Source organism: Duganella sp. CF458 (assembly GCF_900113115.1).
Lineage (GTDB): Bacteria > Pseudomonadota > Gammaproteobacteria > Burkholderiales > Burkholderiaceae_D > Rugamonas.
Genome location: NZ_FOOF01000011.1, coordinates 196,469 through 213,264 on the forward strand (window position 1 = coordinate 196,469; position 16,796 = coordinate 213,264).

The window sequence follows — 16,796 nt, forward strand, 5'->3', positions numbered from 1 at the left end:
GCGCTCCGCAAGGTTAAAATGGAGCCATGACTTTACCACTGACCCAGGAATCCATCTCGACCCTGGTCCGCGAGTTCTATGACGGCGTGCGCGCCGATGCGGAACTGGGGCCGGTGTTCAGCGCTGCCATCGACGATTGGGAGCCGCACCTGGCGCGCATGGTGGAGTTCTGGAGCACCACCATGTTGGGCACCAAGAGCTTCCAGGGCAATGTCTACGGCAAGCATATGGCGCTGCCGGGCGTGCAGCCGCAGCACTTCCAGCGCTGGCTGGCGCTGTTCCAGTCGACCGTGGAGCGCCTGTTCGAGCCAGCCGTGGCGGAAGAATTCCGCATCGTGGCCAGCCGCATTGCGCAAAGCCTGCAGTACGGCTTCTTCGGCCAGGTGCATTTCAGTTAACAGGCATCCGCCGCGCTCATCACCGAATAGCAGGCTTGCCAGCGGCGCAGCGCAGCCGGCAGCACCTGCATCGGCTGCGGCGCTGCGATGAAGTCGCCGGAAGCTTGCATGCACCCTTCCGCGCGCACCTGCAGCCAGTCCAGCAGGTTGGACACCTGGCAGCAGCCGGCATGCCCTGCATCGCGCAGTTCGAGCCGGTGCGGCGCGATGCCTGCCTGCGCCATCAGTCCCTGGATATCGGCCGCCAGCGCGATGCCATCCGGAATGTCTTTGCTGAACGCCGGCAGCGGCAGGCACAACACCATGTCCAGCTTGAAGCCCTCGGCTTCCCACATCCGCAATGCGGCCAGGGCGTCGCACACCATGTGCAGCAGGAAAACCCGCTCCAGCCCGGAGGTCGACAATTCGCCGGCAAAATCGCAGTAGTGCAGGACGCCGCAGCCGGGACGGCGCCAGTGGACCGCCCCCAGCACGCTGCCGATGCTGCCGTCACGTGCGGCAACCTGCGGCTGGCACCAGAGTTCAAACTGGCCCAGCTTGAGTGCGTTACCAATCAAATTTCACCTCCGCAGAGTAGGAGCGTTGTGGGTAGGGATGGAAGTTCCAGTACTTGTAGTTGTTGGCGTTGTCGATGCCAAAGGCGGCACTCCAATGCTTGTCGATGCGGTAGCGCAGCCGGGCATCGACCGTGAAGTACCTGCTGGCGCCCTGGTAGGCGAAGCCGTTGATGTCCATGTTGTCCAGCGTCGAATACTGCTTGCCGCTATAGCGCGCAGCCAGCGTGGTGCTCAACTTGTCGTTCACACGGTAGGTCGCCACGGCGCTGGCACGCCATTCGGGAATGCGCGGCTGCCATTTGCCCACACTGGCCGGGAATTTCTCGTTGCGCTTGATCTTCGAATCGGTCCAGGTCAGGCTGGCCTGCATGTCCAGCCCTTCGACCAGCACGTTCTCGTTCGACCAGGCGGTTTCCAGGCCATGGGTGCGGATCAGGCCAACGTTCTGTACATTGGTCACGTTCGGCGTCACCAGCACATTGGTTTGCGAATACAGCGCGTCGCGGTTGCGTTCGAAGAAGGCGGTGATGCGCAGCGCGGAATTGCCGACCAGGCGCTCGGCGCTCAATTCCGTGGTCCAGGAGCGCTCGGCCTTCAGGTGCGGGTCGTTGTTGACCAGCGTGCCGGTATTGTTGATGCCGCCCTGGTATAACTCGGACACGGTCGGCATGCGAATCGCACGGCCGGTGGAAGCTTTCAGCGTCCAGTCCTCGTTGGCCTGGAAAGCCAGCGCCGCCTTGGGCGAAACATCATTCTCACTGCGTTTGGCGTGGCGCACGACCTTGCCTGCATTGGCGGTCTCGCCGTCGCGCCCTTCCCAGTGTTCGAATCGGGCGCCGAGCACGGTCTTCCAGTCTTGCGACAGTTTCCAGGTGTCCTGCAAGTACAGGCTGTCGATGCCGGTACGGCCCGAGAATGCCTGGTTGCGCGCACCCGGCTCGCCATTCAGCCAGTCTGTGGTGGCGCGTTCGATGGTGGCCAGCTTGTAGGCCGCGCGCTGGTAGCCAAAGTCGACAATGTGGGTGCCGCGCATGCCGTCCGGACGATACACGCCTTTCAGCGACAGGGTATTCCAGCCGGTGCCGCCCTGGTCGACGATGCGGCCCGCACCGCCGGTGGCTGCCGCCGGGCGCGCCGCGGTCGGGGCACGCAGGATGTCGCGGCTGTAGTCGTACAGGCTGGCCGCCACTTCCCAATCGAATACGCCCTTGGTATTGCTCTTCACCGTCAGGCCGTGCATCAGGTGGCGCAGCTCCTCTTTCGTCGAATTGAAGTCGGAAGCTGCCAGCGTGAAGCTGCGGCCATTGATCGAAACCGGTCCGCTGAACACAGGCTTGCCCGTTGCATCACGCAGGTACGTGCTGGGAGTGCCGTTCGAGTCGTTCTGCCACCAGCCCAGCGAGTAGCTGGCGCGCACGGTTGGCGAAAAATCGTATGCCACTTTGATCTTGGCATGGTTCTGCACCGTGCTGTACTGGGTTGCCGTACCGAAGATATAGATGTCGCGGTTGGTGCGGTCCTTGTCGACGACGGCACCGGTAACCGGCCCCCCGGCGCCGCCTGCCGTGCCACTCGCGATTGCGCGGTTGGTAAAGGTTTGCGGCTGGCCATCGCTGTCGGTACGGTTCACGCTGACGAACCAGGACCACGCTCCATGGCGATTGCCGAGCGACATGCTGGACTGGCGCGCGCTGAAAGTAGTGTCCGTGTTGTACAACTCGAACGGCTGGCGCACGTAAGCGACGCGCGCATGGGCTTCGAACTGCTTGGGCATGCGCGTCACGTAATCGACTACCGCGCCGACCGAGTTGCCGCCATAAGCCGCCGAGAACGGGCCGTACAACACGTCTACACGCTCGATTTCCTCCGGCGCGACCATGCCCCAGCGCGGCGCAAAGGTGGCGCCGTTACCAAGATAATTCGACAGCAGCACGCCATCGGCATACACCGCCGAACGCGCACTGTTGCCGGTGCCGGAGGCGCGGGTGGACAGCACCGCATGGTTGTAGTCGCCAATATAACGCTTGCGCACCAGCAGGCTTGGCAGGTATTTCAGGGCGTCCTCCGCATCGCTGGCGTTGACCTGGTCTTCGATCTGCGCTCGGGTAATGCCCTCGATGGTGGTCGGGATCTGGGTCGGCAGCGAGGTCGGATGGCTGCCGGCGATGACGACGGTGCCAACCATCTTGAGCGGCGATTCCCCTTCGTGATCGGCAAAGGCCGGCGCCGGGAATACAACCAGCAGCGCAGCGGCCAGCGGAATGAGGCGGGTGTTCATGATGCTTCCTTTCTTGTTCTTGCGAGCGAAGGCCTTGCGACCGCGCCGCCACAGGGCGCGTGCAATGCAAAGCCGGGGGAACTACGCGGGAAGGATCAAGCGGAAGGCGGAGCGCGCGAGGGCGGCGCCAGGGATTCTTGCTGCGGCAGCGCTGCGGGCACGAGCAATGCCGGCCCGGTGCGCGATGGCATCAGCAGCGCCAACGCAATGCGGGCAGGCGGTGGCGGCACGGCAGGCAGGTCGGCCTGCACCATGCAGTAGCCGCACTTCTGGGCGACGTGGTGAGCTTTCGGCTGGGCGTGGCAATGGCCGACGTTGTTATCGCCGCAGGCCGCGGCCAGCAGCGTGGACAGCGTTGGCGCGGAGACGGCCATCAACATCGCGAACAGCGCGATCCTGACGATACCGGCAATCTTTCTCCTGCTCCAGCCCACGATGGCTCCTACAATGCAACTCAATAAGTGCATTGTAGATACGCCTTTTCATAGGCGATATGCCCTAGATCAAGTTTTCACTTGCCCGCAGCTGGGCTTCACGCTTTCGATGAAGTGTAGATCCTGATGACGCGGCGCGCAGGGCCGCCGTCGGAAGGAGGAGCAGCTGGTGCAGATGGCGCAGGCGCATCGCCGCAACCGCCGCAGGAACCGCAGCCGCTGCCGCAGCTCGATTCCGTGTTGAAGAAGCGCGCCAGTTTTTCCTGCGACAGGCCGCGGCGCGACAGCGCGTAGACGATCTGCTGGCGCCATGCGGCAGGCAGGTATTTCCTCGCCGCGTGCAGCGCGGCGGCCGCCACGATGATGCCGACGATGATTTCCTGCCACATGGTTCAGCCTCCGAGCGCCAGGGCGACGCGGTAAGTGATGAAGGTGGCGACGTAGGCCAGCACGAACATATAAGCCGCCATCAGCAGCGGATACTTCATCGAATTGGTTTCGCGGCGCACCACGGTCAGCGTGGACAGGCATTGCGGCGCGAACACGTACCAGGCCAGCAGCGCCAGCGCCGTCGGCAGGCCCCAGCTGGACTGGATCACCGGCAGCAAGGAATTTGCCAGCTCGTCGCCGGTCTGCGACAGCGCGTACACGGTGCCCAGGGCACCGACCGCCACTTCACGCGCCGCCATGCCCGGCACCAGCGCAATGCAGATCTGCCAGTTGAAGCCGATCGGCGCGAAGATGAATTCCAGCGCGCGGCCCAGCATGCCGGCAACGCTGTAGTAGATCGGCGGATGGGTCGCGCCGTCCGGCGCCCCGGGGAAGCTGGACAGGGCCCACAGCAGCACCATCAAGGTCAGGATGGTGGTACCGACGCGCATCAGGAAAATCTTGGCGCGCTCGTACAGTCCAATGGCCAGGTTGCGCATATGCGGCCAGTGATAGGCCGGCAGCTCCAGCATCAGCGGCTGGTTGCGCTTGGCGCGCATCGAACGCTTCATGACCCAGGCCACCGCCATGGCGGAGATGATGCCGGCGAAATAGAGACAGAACAGCACCAGGCCTTGCAGGTTGAACAGGCCCCACACCTCGCGGTCAGGGATGAAGGCGGCGATCACCAGCGCGTACACCGGCAGGCGCGCCGAACAGGTCATCAGCGGCGCGATCATGATGGTCACGATGCGGTCGCGCGGATTCTGGATGGTGCGTGCCGCCATGATGCCCGGAATCGCGCAGGCGAATGAGGACAGCAGCGGGATGAAGGCGCGGCCCGACAGGCCGACCCCGCCCATCAGGCGGTCCAGCAGGAAGGCTGCGCGCGGCAGGTAGCCGCAATCTTCCAGCACCAGGATGAAGAAGAACAGGATCAGGATCTGCGGCAGGAATACCAGCACGGCGCCGACGCCGCCCAGCACGCCGTCCACCAGCAGGGAGCGCAGCACGCCGTCGGCCATATGGGTCTTGACCAGCACGCCGAGATGTTCGACGCCGCCGCTGATCATGTCCATCGGTACTTCGGCCCAGCTGAACACGGCCTGGAACACGCAGAACATCAGTACCGCCAGGATGACCGGGCCCATGAACGGATGCAGCACGAAATGGTCGATCTTCTCCGACCGGTTGCCGCGGTCGTCGCTGTCTTTCACGGCGACCGACATGATGCGGCGCACCTCGCGCTGGGTTTCCTCGACGCTCACGGCGTCGATGGCGGCCAAGGGGTTGGCGACGCTTTCATGGAACGGCCACAGGCCGTCCAGCGCATCGACCAGGGCTTTCTCGCCGCCGCTCTTCACGGCCACGGTTTCCACCACCGGCATGCCCACTTCCTGCGACAGCTTGGCCGCATCGACCACGATGCCGCGCTTCTTCGCCACGTCGACCATGTTCAGGCACAGCACCATCGGCAGGCCGAGGCGCTTGATTTCAAGAACCAGGCGCAGGTTCAGGCGCAGGTTGGTGGCATCGACCACGCACACCACCACGTCGGGCGAGCGCTCGCCTTCGCGCAGGCCGGCGACCACGTCGCGCGTGATCATTTCATCAGGAGTGTGGGCCGACAGGCTGTAAGCGCCCGGCAGGTCGAGCAGGCGGTACTGGTTGCCGGCGCCGGAGGTGAACTGGCCTTCCTTGCGCTCGATGGTCACGCCGGCATAGTTGGCGACTTTCTGGCGGGCGCCGGTCAGGCGGTTGAACAATGCGGTCTTGCCGCAATTCGGGTTGCCCAACAGGGCGACCATTGGCTGCTGCGCGACGACTGGCGCGGCCTTTTCTACTGCACCCATTGCATTTATTCCGGTTGGATCGAGATCAGCGCGGCTTCGAAGCGGCGCAAGGCAAACGTGGCATTGCCTACTTTAATGGCGAGCGGTTCGCCGCCCGGCAGTCCGCGCTTGAGCATGCGGATGCGCTCGCCGGGCACGAAACCCAGCTCCATCAGGCGGCGCGCCAGGTCGGCGCCGTCCTCGGTATCTTCAGGATTGCCCGGGGCAATATGGATCACCGTTCCGCTCTGCCCCAGCGGCAGGGAATCAAGCTTGATCAGGGTTGGAGCAAGGGTCATGGCGAACTTTCCAGGCGGACATACCGCACCATTATAAATGAGAATGGTTTTCAATTTCGCTTGCATTGTAGCCCTGTTCGGGTAGAATGGGAACCGTAATGATAATGATTCTCAATAACGGAATCGCAATCTTAGCCAGAAGGTAATCTCTGAAATGATCGTTTGTGTCTGCAACAACATCTCTGATCGAGAAATCCGTCAAGCCATAGATATGGGTATCAGCTCCATGGACGAGTTGCGCGAAGCGCTCGGCGTGGCCACCTGCTGCGGCAACTGCCTCAGCTATGCAGTGGAAGTGCTGGACGAACATCTGGGCAGCGGAATACAGGAGACTGTGCTCAAGCGCCCAACACTGACCGTGTAAGGAGCGCGTGATGCAATCGATGACTTTCCCGGCTGGCGGCGATTTCGGCGCCGGCGTTGGCGGCGCCAAGCTGACCAAGATCGCAGCAGTCGTCGTTTTGCACGCAGTCCTCGGTTATGCTTTTATCAACGGCACGATGCACCGCCTGGTGGACCGCATCCCCGAAGTGGTCAACGTCACTTTTGTGGCGGCGCCGCCACCTCCCCCGCCAGCCTCGCAGCCAAAGACGGTAGAAATCGCGCAGAAAGCGCCTTCGATTACCCCGCCGCCGCTGCCGATGCTGCCAATCGTGATCGAAAACACCATCACCTTGCCGCCTTCCCAGGCGCGCGTGACTGAACCCGCAGCGGCCACGCCGGTCGTCGTGGCGCCGGTTGCCGCAGCGCCGGCGGCACCAGCCGCGCCGGCTGGCCCGCGAGTGATCTCCGCGGTTGAATATGTTCGTGCGCCGCAGCCGGTGTACCCGTCGGTGTCACGCCGCATGGGCGAACAAGGCGTGGTGACCTTGCGTGTGCTGGTCAATGAAAAGGGTTATGCCGAGCAGGCATCGATCCAGAAATCGTCCGGCTCCAACAACCTGGACGAAGCCGGCCGCGCCGCCGTGATGCGCGCGCTGTTCAAGCCTTATGTGGAAGATGGCAAGGCACAGCCGGTGTATGTCGTGGTGCCGATTAACTTCCAGATGTCTTAAGCAATAAAAAAAATGGGGACGTACCCCATTTTTTTATAGGTCAGCCCACATTCGCAGCAGGTTGTGATAGTGGCCAGCGAGGCCGACTGTTGCCTCGTCATCGCCGTGCGAGGCGCGCAGCTTCTGGATATTCTGGTCCAGCTCAAACAGCATGCTGCGCTGCCAGTCATCGCGCACCATCGATTGCGTCCACAGGAAGGACGCTACACGCTCGCCCGCAGTCACCGGATTCACGCGGTGCACGCTGCTGGCCGGGTAGACGATCGCATCGCCGGCCGGCAGCTTGACTTCGTGCGCGCCGTAGCTGTCCATCACGGTCAGCTCGCCGCCCTCATACTCTTCCGGATCGGACAGGAACACGGTGGTGGAAACGTCGGAACGCATCACGTCCGACGAGCCCACCATGTGGCGGATCGCGCCATCGATATGCAAGCCGTAATTCTCGCCGCCGGTGTAGCTGTTGAAATACGGCGGCAGAAGCTTCAGCGGCAGAACCGCCGAATAGAACAGCGGGTTCTTCGCCAACGCCTTGATGATGATATCCCCGAGCTCCAGCGCCAGCGGCGTGCCTTCCGCGATCTGCCGGTTGCGCTTGACTTGCGCCCCCTGCGATCCCACGCTGGCGCGGCCGTCGATCCAATCGGCGGCTGCCAGGCGCTGGCGGAAGGTTTTGACTTGCTCCGGCGTCAGCACGCCGGGGATATGCAGCATCATATTAGTAGCGGAAGTTCGCAGTCAGGATTGCAGTACGGCCCACGCCGACGCCGGCGTAGTGGCTGGAGCCCACCTTGTCGTAGTACAGCTTGTCCGTCAGGTTCTGGATGTTCAACTGCAGGCTGATGTTCTTGTTCACATCATAGCTTGCCATCGCGTCGTAGCGGGTATATCCCGGCACGAACTTGGTGTTGTTGATGTTACCCCATACCTTGGAGACCGCATTCACGCCGCCGCCGACGACCAGGCCTTGCATGATCGTGTACGAAGTCCACAACGAAGCGCTCTGCTTGGGTGTTGCCGGGAAGGCGTTGCCATTGAACGGGGAAGCCGCATACACCGGCTTGGCGGTGGTACCCACGTTCACGAAGCCGTTGTCTTCCACTTCGGAATCGAGCCAGGTGTAGCCGCCGAAGACCTGCCAGTTGGCGGTCAGCGCGCCGCTCACGCCCAGTTCAATACCCTTGACCGACTTCTTGCCCACGTTCTGGGTGGTGCCGTCCACGTTGGTCACGCGGGCATTGTTCATCTTGCTGGAGAAGATGGCGCCGCTGACCGACAGTTTGCGTGCCAGGATTTCCCACTTGGTGCCCAGTTCGAAGTTCTTGCTGTCCTGCGGCTTCAGGTTCTGTACCGTGGTGGACAATGCGTCCACGCCGTCGCCGCCGTCGTTGCCCGGTGGGGTGGACGAGGTGCCGTACGATACGTAGATGCTGCTGTTGGCTGCCGGCTTGTACACCAGGCCTGCCTGGTAGTTGGCGAAGCTGGACTTGTTTTCCGCGTCGATCGCTGCCACCACCGGGGTGGCGGCAGTGTTGGCATTGGTATGCAGCCCGGTGCGGAACTCATCCCAGCGCACACCCACGTTCAGCAGCCACTGTGGATTGAATTCAATGGTGTCGAAGCCGTACACCGAGCGCGAGTTGGAGTGCACGTTGGTGTCGTTAGGCGCAACGCTGCGCACCTGGCCCACGGTCCACGGATCGAATGGATTCGGGTTGGCCAGGGTGGTGCAGTTGTACAGGGTCGCCGCGCCCGCGGTCGGGCAGGTGGTGGTCTTCGTCAGCGGATTGTTGGTGCCCGGGTTGAAGTTATAGGTCGCGCGCTCGGTGACTTCGCGGCTCACTTCGACGCCGGCGGTGAAGCTGTGCTTGATGCCGGCAGCCACCAGGGAACCGGTCAGGCTCGATGCATTGGCCAGCGATTCGGTTTCGGCATTGCGGCTGTTATGGCGGCGCCATACGGTACCGTACAGCACGACGTTGCCCTTGGAATCGTCGGGCAGGGTGTAGACGTATTCGTTGCCGGTCTTGCCGTAACGGGTCACGTTGCGGAAGGTCAGGTTATTGCCGAACTCGTGCTTGATGTCGATGGTGCCGATGTCCGACTTGGTGTCGCGGAAATCGCGCTCGACCAGGCCGTAGAAGGTTTCGCTGGGTACGTTGACCGGCTTGCCGACGCCGTTCTTGGCCACGTTCGGACCGGTGGTGATCGGGTTATCGAAAGGCACGCCAGCGTCCGGCAGTTCGCTCGACTTGTAATGGTAGTAGCTCAGGTTGACCTTGGTGGGACCAGTCAGGCCGAAGGCCACGCTTGGCGCGAAGCCCCAGCGGTCGCCGTAGACTTCCTTGTTGTGGCCGGCGACGTGGTTCTCGTGGCCCATCACATTCAGGCGCACGGCGGCGTTATCGCCGATGGTGCGGTTCAGGTCGGCAGTCGCGCGGCGGTATTTCGAGGTTCCCAGGCCAACGCTGGCGTTGCTGAAGTTTTCGGCCTTGGCGGATTTGGACACCATATTGATGCCGCCGCCAGCGGAAGAACGGCCGCCGTAGGCGGAATTCGGGCCCTTCACGACTTCGATCTGCTCCAGCGCGAAGATTTCGCGCGACTGCGAGCCGCTGTCGCGGATGCCGTCGATATAGGTGTCGGTCTGTGCGTTGTAGCCGCGGATAAACAGGTTGTCGCCCACCGGCTGGCCGCCTTCAGCCGCGCCAACGGTAATGCCCGGCACGGTGCGCAGGGCGTCGGTCAGGGAGGTAGCGCCGGTCTGGGAAATCACCTCGGCCGGGATCACGGTCACCGATTTCGGGGTATCCAGCAGCGGTGCGGTGAATTTATCGGAAGCGGATTTCTTGACCTGGAAGTCGTTGCCATTCTGGCCAGTAACGACTACTTCCTGCATCTTCTGCTCAGGGGCAGCGCTGTTGGAATCGGCATGGGCTACAGGCAGCGCCAGGGAAGCGGCGATGGCTGCGAGCGTAGCTGGCGAATGCTTGCGGCTCTTAATAAAGGACATGGACAACTCTACATTGTGAGCATAAAACGCAAATGATAATTGTTTTCATTTACATTAGCAATGTCGTTAGCAATCCTATGTTCCCCGCATGACTAGGTGGCGCTGCTGCTTCGTGGCAAAATGCCATTATTCCCAACCAAACAAGAAGGAAACCCCATGAAGGGCGACAAAGACGTTATCCGTCTGCTCAATGCACAGCTGACCAACGAGCTGACCGCGATTAACCAGTACTTCCTGCATGCGCGCATGTACCGTCACTGGGGCTTCGACAAGCTGGGCAAGAAAGAGTACGACGAGTCGATCGGCGAAATGAAGCATGCCGACCGCCTGATCGACCGCATCCTGATGCTGGACGGGCTGCCGAACCTGCAAGCCCTGCACAAGCTGCTGATCGGCGAAAACACCGAGGAAATGCTGGCCGCCGACCTGAAGCTGGAAAAAGGCGCGCATGTGACCATCAAGGAAGGCATCGCGCAAGCGGAGAAAGTCGGCGATTACGTATCGCGCGACCTGCTGCTGGATATCCTGAAGGATACCGAGGAGCACATCGAATGGCTGGAAACCCAGATCGACCTGATCGGCAAGATCGGCATCCAGAACTACCTGCAATCGCAGATGTCGGAAGCTGAGTAATGCCCAGCCAGAGTCCGGAGTTGCTGCGCCGCCTGCTGCGCGCAAAAGACCGGATGGACGGCGCCTCCCACGAGGAATGGCCGGTAAGCCGCCTGGCGCAAGTGAGCTGCGTCTCCCCGACGCACTTCGCCCGCTCGTTCAAGGAGGCTTTCGGCCTGCCTCCCCACCGCTACCTGCTCACGCGCCGCATCGAGCGCGCCGTGACGCTGCTGCGCGAAACCGGCCTGCCGATTACCGATATCGCCTATTCGACCGGCTGGAACAGTATCGGCACCTTCGGGCGCACCTTCCGCGATATCACCGGCAAGAACCCGGGCGACATCCGTGAACAGGTCCGTGCCGAGGCGGAGCAGGCCGGCCGGGTGCCTGCCTGCGTGCTCAGCGCCGCGCACCGTCCCGACCTCACAATGGCAGTTTCGGAGAAGCGGCGCCAGGAGACCATCCCTACAATGGAGTCTCACTTAAAGGAGACCACCCCATGACCCAAGGTATTCAAACTGTCGGCCTGTACGTTCGTGACCAGGATGAAGCGCTGGCTTTCTATGTCGACAAGCTCGGCTTCAAGGTCCACACCGACGTGCGCAACGGCGACTACCGCTGGCTGACCGTCCAGCATCCGGAACAGCCTTCGTTCCAGCTTGGCCTCTACGTGCCAGGCGCACCAGTGCATGATGCAGCGACCGCGCAAGCGCTGAACGCCCTGGTCGCCAAGGGCGCCATGCCGCCGATGGTGCTGGAAGTGGACGATTGTTTCGCGGTCTACGACAAGCTGCACCAGAAGGGCGTGGAATTCACCCAGGAGCCGGTGGAACGCTACGGCACCGTGGATGCCGGCTTCCGCGACCCGTCGGGCAACGGCTGGAAAATGATCCAGACCCGCCGCAAGGTCGCAGCCGCTTAATCCAGGCCCCAGGCTGAGCGCCAGGGCGCGTAGAACGCCGGATCAGGCGCTACCGCGCCCGCAATGCGGCACACGGCGCCGGCAAATGCGTTGGCGCGTGCCAGGATCAGCGGCGTGTCCCAGCCGCGTGCACGGCCCGCCAGGAACACGGCGGCAAACGCATCGCCCGCCCCGACCGAATCGACAAACTGCGCCGGCTTGACGGCCTGCTGGTCGACCACACGCGTGCCATCGGCGCCAAAGTACATGGCGCCGCGCTCACCAAGCGTCACCAGTAAAGCCTGGATGGAAAAATTGTGCATCATGGCGCGCGCTTCCGCCTCCACAGCGGCGCCGTCCATGTCGACCGTATCCGGACAGGTGTGGCAGTACCACGAGAACAGCGCCTGCAGCTCGTCCTCATTGACTTTCACGATATCGGCTTGCTGCAGCGAGTCAAACACCACCGATTCGTCCGCGCCGTCGCGCAGGTTCAGGTCCAGAAAATGTTCGGCATCGTCCGCGCCGGCCAGCACCGCATTGAGCGCGGCGCGCGAGCCGGCCTCGCGCTGGGCCAGGGTGCCGAAATATACCGTGTCGGGAGAGAAGGCTCGCATCACGTCGACCGCGGCTGCCGCTTCGATATGGTCGTACGCTTGTTCGGCCAGGATGTGAAAGCGATGCCCGCCGTTGCCGTCGCGCTCCACCAGCACGCGGCCGGTCGGTTGCGGACCATGCTGCAAGCCCTCGGCGCTCATGCCGAAACCGGCAAGCGCCTGGCGCACCTGCTCGCCGAAAGAGTCATTGCCGACACGCGTCACCAGCAACGATGCCAGCCCAAAGGCGCTCAGATTGCGCGCTACGTTGAAGGGAGCGCCGCCGACTATCTGCTGGTCGCCAAAATCATCGAGAAGGGCTTCGCCGAACACGAGGATTCTGTCTGCCATGGCGGCCTCCGGGGATCAGGCTTGTGGAACGGTGTCTTTGAAGGATGGCCGCTCGGACAGCTTGTCGTGCAGCCGGCCAAGGTTCGGGTGCTTGCCGCGCCAGTCGATTTCCGGGAAACGGAAGCTCAGCCAGCCCAGGCAGCAGCCCACGGCCACGTCGGCCAGCGAATAATGGTTGCCGGCGCACCAAGGATCGTCTTCCAGGCGCTCCGCCATCGACGCCAGGCCCAGTTCAACCTTTTGCATCTGGCGCGCGATCCACTCTTCGCTCTGCTTTTCCTTCGGACGCTGGTTGCGCTCCAGGCGCATCAGCACCGCGGCATCCAGCACGCCGTCGGCCAGTGCTTCCCAGCACTTGACGTTGGCGCGCTCGCGGCCGTTCGGCGGCAGCAGCTTGGACACCGGCGACACCGAATCGAGGTACTCGACGATCACCCGCGAATCCTGCATGGCATAGCCGTCTTCCATGATCAGGCATGGCACTTTGCCCAGCGGATTCAGTTTCTGGATGGTGGTGTCCGGCGCCCAGACGTTTTCCAGCTCCAGTTGATAGTCGAGTTTTTTTTCCGCCAGGACGACACGAACCTTGCGTACATAAGGGCTGGCGAGTGAACCGATTAGTTTCATAGATGCCGAAAGTGGAGAATTAGACAACAGTATAGCATCGCCCCCAGGTAGCAGGCGCAGCGGAGCGGCCGGCAGGCGGCGGCCGCCCACAATGGTAAAATCCTGTTTTTTCCCGCCTCCTCCCAGCACTCTCATGACAACTCCTTACTCCACCCTGTCGGCCCTGTCCCCGCTGGACGGCCGTTATGCGTCGAAAACCGACAAGCTGCGTCCGATCCTGTCCGAATCCGGCTTCATGCACCACCGCGTGAAGGTCGAAATCGCGTGGCTGCAAGCGCTGTCCCTGGCTGGTTTTGCCGAGATCAAGCCATTCTCCGCTGCCGGCACCGCCCTGCTGGACAAGCTGGCGGCCGACTTCACCGAAGCCGACGCCGCCCGCATCAAGGAAATCGAAGCCGTCACCAACCATGACGTGAAGGCCGTGGAGTACTGGCTGAAGGAAAAAGTCAAGGACGTGCCGGAGTTGGTGGCTGCCTCCGAATTCATCCACTTTGCCTGCACCTCGGAAGACATCAACAACACCTCGCACGGCATGATGCTGAAAGCCGCGCGCGACGGCGTGATGGTGCCGGCCCTGAACGGCCTGGTCGCCCGCCTGAAGGACATCGCCCTCGCCAACGCCGAGCTGCCGATGCTGTCGCGCACCCACGGCCAGACCGCCAGCCCGACCACCCTGGGCAAGGAGTTCGCCAACGTGATCGCCCGCCTGCAGCGCGCCATCGAGCGTATCGCCAAGGTGGAAATCCTGGGCAAGATGAACGGCGCCGTAGGCAACTACAACGCCCACCTGTCGGCTTACCCAGCGTTCGACTGGCCGGCGTTCTCCAAGAACGTGATCGAGCAGCGCCTGGGCCTGGTGTTCAATCCTTACACCATCCAGATCGAGCCGCACGACTACATGGCCGAACTGTTTGACGCGTTCGCACGCGCCAACACCATCCTGCTGGACCTGAACCGCGACATCTGGACGTATGTGTCGCTGGGCTACTTCAAGCAGAAGCTGAAGGCCGGCGAAATCGGTTCCTCCACCATGCCGCACAAGGTCAACCCGATCGACTTCGAAAACTCGGAAGGCAACCTGGGCCTGGCCAATGCCGTGCTGAAGCACCTGTCCGAGAAGCTGCCGGTGTCGCGCATGCAGCGCGACCTGACCGATTCGACCGTGCTGCGCAATATCGGCGTGGGCTTCGGCTACACCCTGCTGGCGTATGATTCGTGCCTGCGCGGCCTGAACAAGCTGGAAGTGAACCCTGCCCGCCTGGAAGCGGACCTGGATGCGTCGTGGGAAGTGCTGGCCGAGCCGGTGCAGACGGTGATGCGTCGCTACGGCATCGAAAATCCGTACGAACAGCTGAAGGAACTGACGCGCGGCAAGGGGATTACCAAGGAAGCGCTGCGCGAGTTCATCACCGGCCTGGCGATTCCGCAGGATGCCAAGGATCAATTGCTGGCCATGACGCCGGGTAATTACATCGGTATTGCTGCTGCGCTGGCCAAGGCCATCTAAAACCGGTAAACCCGGGTCTGAGCCACAGGGTCAGACCCCGCATGCTCTCGCGGCCGCGGGCTTGGTTCTGGGCTTCTGACTTTCGCCGAACGTCAAAGGCCTCGAACCAACCCGCGGCCGTTGTGCTGACTGGGTCTGCCCCTTGGGTCAGACCTGGATTTACCGGTTTTAAGCAAGCTGTAAGCAAGTTAAGTTACCCTCTGGTATATTAGTCCTAACACGTACTATCTACCAAGGGTCACAATGGAACGCTACACACGAACCGCGATCGCGCTGCACTGGCTGATCGCCCTGCTGATCGTCGCCGCGTTCGTTCTCGGCCTGGTGATGACCGACATCCCCGGCCTGACCCCAACCAAGCTCAAATACTATTCCTGGCACAAATGGCTGGGCATCAGCGTGCTCGCCCTGGCCGCTGCCCGCCTGCTGTGGCGACTGACGCAAAAGCCGCCCGCATTGCCGGTCTCCATGACCCAGGGCCAGAAGAAAGCCGCCGAAGCCGGCCACTGGTTGCTCTACTTCCTGATGTTCGCCGTGCCGGTTTCCGGCTACCTGTACACCACCGCTGCCGGGGTGCCGGTGGTCTACCTGGGCCTGTTCAAGATCCCCTCCCTGTTTGAAGCCAATCCGGCTCTCAAGGAAGTCCTGAAACCGGTACATTACTGGCTCAACATGCTGCTGGCCGCCGTCGTGATCGGCCACGTGGCAGCGGCACTGAAACACCAATTCATCGACAAGGACGGCCTGCTCAAGCGCATGCTGCCATAACCTGGAGCCACACCATGAAGAAAAGCGTATTATTGGCCGCCCTGCTGGCCGTGGCGGCTGCAGCCAGCGCCGCCGTCCTGAAAACCGATCCTGCCAAGAGCAGCGTGTCGGCCGTGTTCAAGCAAATGAACGTGCCGATCGAATCGAAATTCAAGAAACACAATATTGTCATCGACTATAACGCCGCCGCGCCCGACACGTCCAAGGCCACCGTGGAGATCGAGACCGCCAGCCTGGACCTGGGCGAAGCCGAAATGAACGCCGAAGTGGCCAAGAAAGACTGGTTCAATTCCGCCCAGTTCCCAAAAGCCACCTTCGTCTCCAGCGCCATCAAGAGCGCCGGCCCGGGCAAGTTGAATGTCAGCGGCAAGCTGACCATCAAGGGCAAGGCGGCCGACGTGACCTTCCCGATCACCGTCAAAGCCGACGGCGGCAAGCAAGTGTTCGATGGCGCGCTGCCGATCAAGCGCCTGGCCTTCAACATCGGTGAAGGCGAATGGAAAGACACCGGCATGGTCGCTGACGAAGTAACCATCAAGTTCCACGTAGTAGCTCAATAAACCCCTGGAGACCCCATGAAACTGAAGTTCCTGACCGCCGCATTGCTGGCCGTATCCGCTGTTGCCGCCAACGCCGCGACCTACAACATCGACCCGACCCATACCTTCCCGAGCTTCGAAGCCGACCACATGGGCCTGTCGGTATGGCGCGGCAAGTTCGACAAGACCAGCGGCACGATCCAGATGGACCTGGCGGCCAAGACCGGCAGCATGGACATCACCATCGACGCGGCCTCGATCGATTTCGGCATGGACAAGATGAACAACCACGCCAAATCGCCCGACATGTTCAACGTCGAGAAATTCCCGACCGTGACCTACAAGGGCAAGCACTTCAAGTTCGAAGGCGAGCAACTGGTGGCCGTGGAAGGCGAGCTGACCATGCTGGGCGTGACCAAGCCGGTCACCCTGAAGGTCAACAAGTTCAAGTGCATCATGCACCCGCGCTACAAGCGCGAAGTCTGCGGCGCCGACGCCTCGGCTGAATTCAAGCGCACCGACTTCGGCCTGAACTACGCCACTCCGGCATTCGCGCCCGAAGTGAAGCTGGCGATCCAGGTCGAAGCCATCAAAGCCGAATAA

Annotated in this window: 20 protein-coding genes; 10 read left to right on the forward strand and 10 right to left on the reverse strand. The window is 62.2% G+C overall.

Translation table 11 applies throughout. The annotated features are described in order from the left end of the window. Positions 1-26: 26 nt before the first annotated feature. Complete coding sequence (locus BM269_RS18440) at positions 27-398, forward strand: group III truncated hemoglobin (RefSeq protein WP_090440048.1); 372 nt, start codon at positions 27-29, stop codon at positions 396-398. Here the strand turns inward: BM269_RS18440 and BM269_RS18445 are convergent. The 6 genes from BM269_RS18445 to BM269_RS18470 form a co-directional block, all read right to left on the reverse strand. Then, entirely contained in the window at positions 395-955 is a 561-nt protein-coding gene (locus BM269_RS18445) for an EAL domain-containing protein (RefSeq protein ID WP_090440049.1), read from the reverse strand. The two genes, BM269_RS18440 and BM269_RS18445, sit on opposite strands and share 4 nt — an antisense overlap. Then, positions 945-3,233 carry a TonB-dependent receptor gene (locus BM269_RS18450; protein ID WP_090440052.1) on the reverse strand — a complete coding sequence of 763 codons (2,289 nt, stop codon included), beginning with the start codon at positions 3,231-3,233 and terminating at the stop codon, positions 945-947. Before BM269_RS18450 ends, BM269_RS18445 begins: the two co-directional genes overlap by 11 nt. A gap of 95 nt (positions 3,234-3,328) precedes the next feature. Then, the gene (locus BM269_RS18455; RefSeq protein ID WP_170860420.1) at positions 3,329-3,667 is read right to left on the reverse strand and encodes a DUF2946 family protein; all 339 of its coding nucleotides are present in this window, start codon (positions 3,665-3,667) and stop codon (positions 3,329-3,331) included. Positions 3,668-3,765: 98 nt separating this feature from the next. Beyond that, positions 3,766-4,056, reverse strand: coding sequence for a DUF6587 family protein (locus tag BM269_RS18460; protein ID WP_090440058.1), 291 nt, complete (start codon positions 4,054-4,056; stop codon positions 3,766-3,768). A 3-nt stretch (positions 4,057-4,059) separates the two neighbouring features. Beyond that, positions 4,060-5,949, reverse strand: coding sequence for a ferrous iron transporter B (locus BM269_RS18465; protein WP_090440061.1), 1,890 nt, complete (start codon positions 5,947-5,949; stop codon positions 4,060-4,062). A 5-nt stretch (positions 5,950-5,954) separates the two neighbouring features. Next, positions 5,955-6,227, reverse strand: a complete 273-nt coding sequence (locus BM269_RS18470; RefSeq protein WP_090440065.1) for a FeoA family protein — start codon at positions 6,225-6,227, stop codon at positions 5,955-5,957. A gap of 154 nt (positions 6,228-6,381) precedes the next feature. Here BM269_RS18470 and BM269_RS18475 point away from each other — a divergent pair, with 154 nt between their 5' ends. Both BM269_RS18475 and BM269_RS18480 read left to right on the forward strand, forming a co-directional pair. Then, positions 6,382-6,591: a (2Fe-2S)-binding protein gene (locus tag BM269_RS18475; RefSeq protein ID WP_055934253.1), complete on the forward strand. Its 210-nt coding sequence runs from the start codon at positions 6,382-6,384 to the stop codon at positions 6,589-6,591. A 10-nt stretch (positions 6,592-6,601) separates the two neighbouring features. Further along, positions 6,602-7,282 carry an energy transducer TonB gene (locus BM269_RS18480; RefSeq protein WP_090440068.1) on the forward strand — a complete coding sequence of 227 codons (681 nt, stop codon included), beginning with the start codon at positions 6,602-6,604 and terminating at the stop codon, positions 7,280-7,282. Positions 7,283-7,315: 33 nt separating this feature from the next. Here BM269_RS18480 and BM269_RS18485 read toward each other — a convergent pair whose 3' ends face one another. Continuing rightward, positions 7,316-7,996 carry a Fe2+-dependent dioxygenase gene (locus BM269_RS18485; protein WP_090440071.1) on the reverse strand — a complete coding sequence of 227 codons (681 nt, stop codon included), beginning with the start codon at positions 7,994-7,996 and terminating at the stop codon, positions 7,316-7,318. 1 nt (position 7,997) lies between these two features. Then, positions 7,998-10,292 carry a TonB-dependent receptor gene (locus BM269_RS18490; RefSeq protein WP_090440074.1) on the reverse strand — a complete coding sequence of 765 codons (2,295 nt, stop codon included), beginning with the start codon at positions 10,290-10,292 and terminating at the stop codon, positions 7,998-8,000. Positions 10,293-10,448: 156 nt separating this feature from the next. Between BM269_RS18490 and bfr the strand changes: the two genes are divergently transcribed. Genes bfr through BM269_RS18505 form a run of 3 tightly spaced genes read left to right on the forward strand, consistent with a single transcriptional unit; the run spans position 10,449 to position 11,826 of the window. Continuing rightward, the gene (bfr, locus tag BM269_RS18495; protein ID WP_090440077.1) at positions 10,449-10,925 is read left to right on the forward strand and encodes a bacterioferritin; all 477 of its coding nucleotides are present in this window, start codon (positions 10,449-10,451) and stop codon (positions 10,923-10,925) included. Next, positions 10,925-11,407 (forward strand): helix-turn-helix domain-containing protein, encoded by a 483-nt coding sequence (locus BM269_RS18500; protein WP_090440079.1) that lies wholly within the window; start codon positions 10,925-10,927, stop codon positions 11,405-11,407. The genes bfr and BM269_RS18500 overlap by 1 nt, the downstream gene beginning before the upstream one ends. After that, a complete protein-coding gene (locus BM269_RS18505; RefSeq protein ID WP_090440082.1) occupies positions 11,404-11,826 on the forward strand; it encodes a VOC family protein in 423 nt (140 codons plus the stop codon). The genes BM269_RS18500 and BM269_RS18505 overlap by 4 nt, the downstream gene beginning before the upstream one ends. Here the strand turns inward: BM269_RS18505 and BM269_RS18510 are convergent. Further along, on the reverse strand, positions 11,823-12,752 hold the full coding sequence (locus BM269_RS18510; RefSeq protein WP_090440085.1) for a PfkB family carbohydrate kinase: 930 nt from the start codon (positions 12,750-12,752) through the stop codon (positions 11,823-11,825). The genes BM269_RS18505 and BM269_RS18510 overlap by 4 nt on opposite strands. Before the next feature lie 15 nt (positions 12,753-12,767). Beyond that, positions 12,768-13,379: a glutathione S-transferase family protein gene (locus BM269_RS18515; protein WP_090440088.1), complete on the reverse strand. Its 612-nt coding sequence runs from the start codon at positions 13,377-13,379 to the stop codon at positions 12,768-12,770. A 133-nt stretch (positions 13,380-13,512) separates the two neighbouring features. Here BM269_RS18515 and purB point away from each other — a divergent pair, with 133 nt between their 5' ends. From purB to BM269_RS18535, 4 genes are all read left to right on the forward strand, one after another. Beyond that, positions 13,513-14,886 carry an adenylosuccinate lyase gene (purB, locus tag BM269_RS18520; RefSeq protein WP_090440092.1) on the forward strand — a complete coding sequence of 458 codons (1,374 nt, stop codon included), beginning with the start codon at positions 13,513-13,515 and terminating at the stop codon, positions 14,884-14,886. A gap of 243 nt (positions 14,887-15,129) precedes the next feature. Beyond that, complete coding sequence (locus tag BM269_RS18525; protein WP_090440095.1) at positions 15,130-15,654, forward strand: cytochrome b; 525 nt, start codon at positions 15,130-15,132, stop codon at positions 15,652-15,654. Between the two features lie 14 nt (positions 15,655-15,668). Next, complete coding sequence (locus BM269_RS18530) at positions 15,669-16,214, forward strand: YceI family protein (RefSeq protein ID WP_090440098.1); 546 nt, start codon at positions 15,669-15,671, stop codon at positions 16,212-16,214. Between the two features lie 15 nt (positions 16,215-16,229). Beyond that, on the forward strand, positions 16,230-16,796 hold the full coding sequence (locus tag BM269_RS18535) for a YceI family protein (protein WP_090440102.1): 567 nt from the start codon (positions 16,230-16,232) through the stop codon (positions 16,794-16,796).

Coding starts and splice junctions, on each gene's coding strand:
- BM269_RS18515 (WP_090440088.1), bottom strand. CDS start 13,379: ATGAAACTAATCGGTTCACTCGCCAGCCCTTATGTACGCAAGGTTCGT.
- BM269_RS18470 (WP_090440065.1), bottom strand. CDS start 6,227: ATGACCCTTGCTCCAACCCTGATCAAGCTTGATTCCCTGCCGCTGGGG.
- BM269_RS18485 (WP_090440071.1), bottom strand. CDS start 7,996: ATGATGCTGCATATCCCCGGCGTGCTGACGCCGGAGCAAGTCAAAACC.
- BM269_RS18505 (WP_090440082.1), top strand. CDS start 11,404: ATGACCCAAGGTATTCAAACTGTCGGCCTGTACGTTCGTGACCAGGAT.
- BM269_RS18440 (WP_090440048.1), top strand. CDS start 27: ATGACTTTACCACTGACCCAGGAATCCATCTCGACCCTGGTCCGCGAG.
- purB (WP_090440092.1), top strand. CDS start 13,513: ATGACAACTCCTTACTCCACCCTGTCGGCCCTGTCCCCGCTGGACGGC.
- BM269_RS18535 (WP_090440102.1), top strand. CDS start 16,230: ATGAAACTGAAGTTCCTGACCGCCGCATTGCTGGCCGTATCCGCTGTT.
- BM269_RS18510 (WP_090440085.1), bottom strand. CDS start 12,752: ATGGCAGACAGAATCCTCGTGTTCGGCGAAGCCCTTCTCGATGATTTT.
- BM269_RS18490 (WP_090440074.1), bottom strand. CDS start 10,292: ATGTCCTTTATTAAGAGCCGCAAGCATTCGCCAGCTACGCTCGCAGCC.
- BM269_RS18500 (WP_090440079.1), top strand. CDS start 10,925: ATGCCCAGCCAGAGTCCGGAGTTGCTGCGCCGCCTGCTGCGCGCAAAA.
- BM269_RS18460 (WP_090440058.1), bottom strand. CDS start 4,056: ATGTGGCAGGAAATCATCGTCGGCATCATCGTGGCGGCCGCCGCGCTG.
- BM269_RS18450 (WP_090440052.1), bottom strand. CDS start 3,233: ATGAACACCCGCCTCATTCCGCTGGCCGCTGCGCTGCTGGTTGTATTC.
- BM269_RS18465 (WP_090440061.1), bottom strand. CDS start 5,949: ATGGGTGCAGTAGAAAAGGCCGCGCCAGTCGTCGCGCAGCAGCCAATG.
- BM269_RS18525 (WP_090440095.1), top strand. CDS start 15,130: ATGGAACGCTACACACGAACCGCGATCGCGCTGCACTGGCTGATCGCC.
- BM269_RS18475 (WP_055934253.1), top strand. CDS start 6,382: ATGATCGTTTGTGTCTGCAACAACATCTCTGATCGAGAAATCCGTCAA.
- BM269_RS18530 (WP_090440098.1), top strand. CDS start 15,669: ATGAAGAAAAGCGTATTATTGGCCGCCCTGCTGGCCGTGGCGGCTGCA.
- BM269_RS18480 (WP_090440068.1), top strand. CDS start 6,602: ATGCAATCGATGACTTTCCCGGCTGGCGGCGATTTCGGCGCCGGCGTT.
- bfr (WP_090440077.1), top strand. CDS start 10,449: ATGAAGGGCGACAAAGACGTTATCCGTCTGCTCAATGCACAGCTGACC.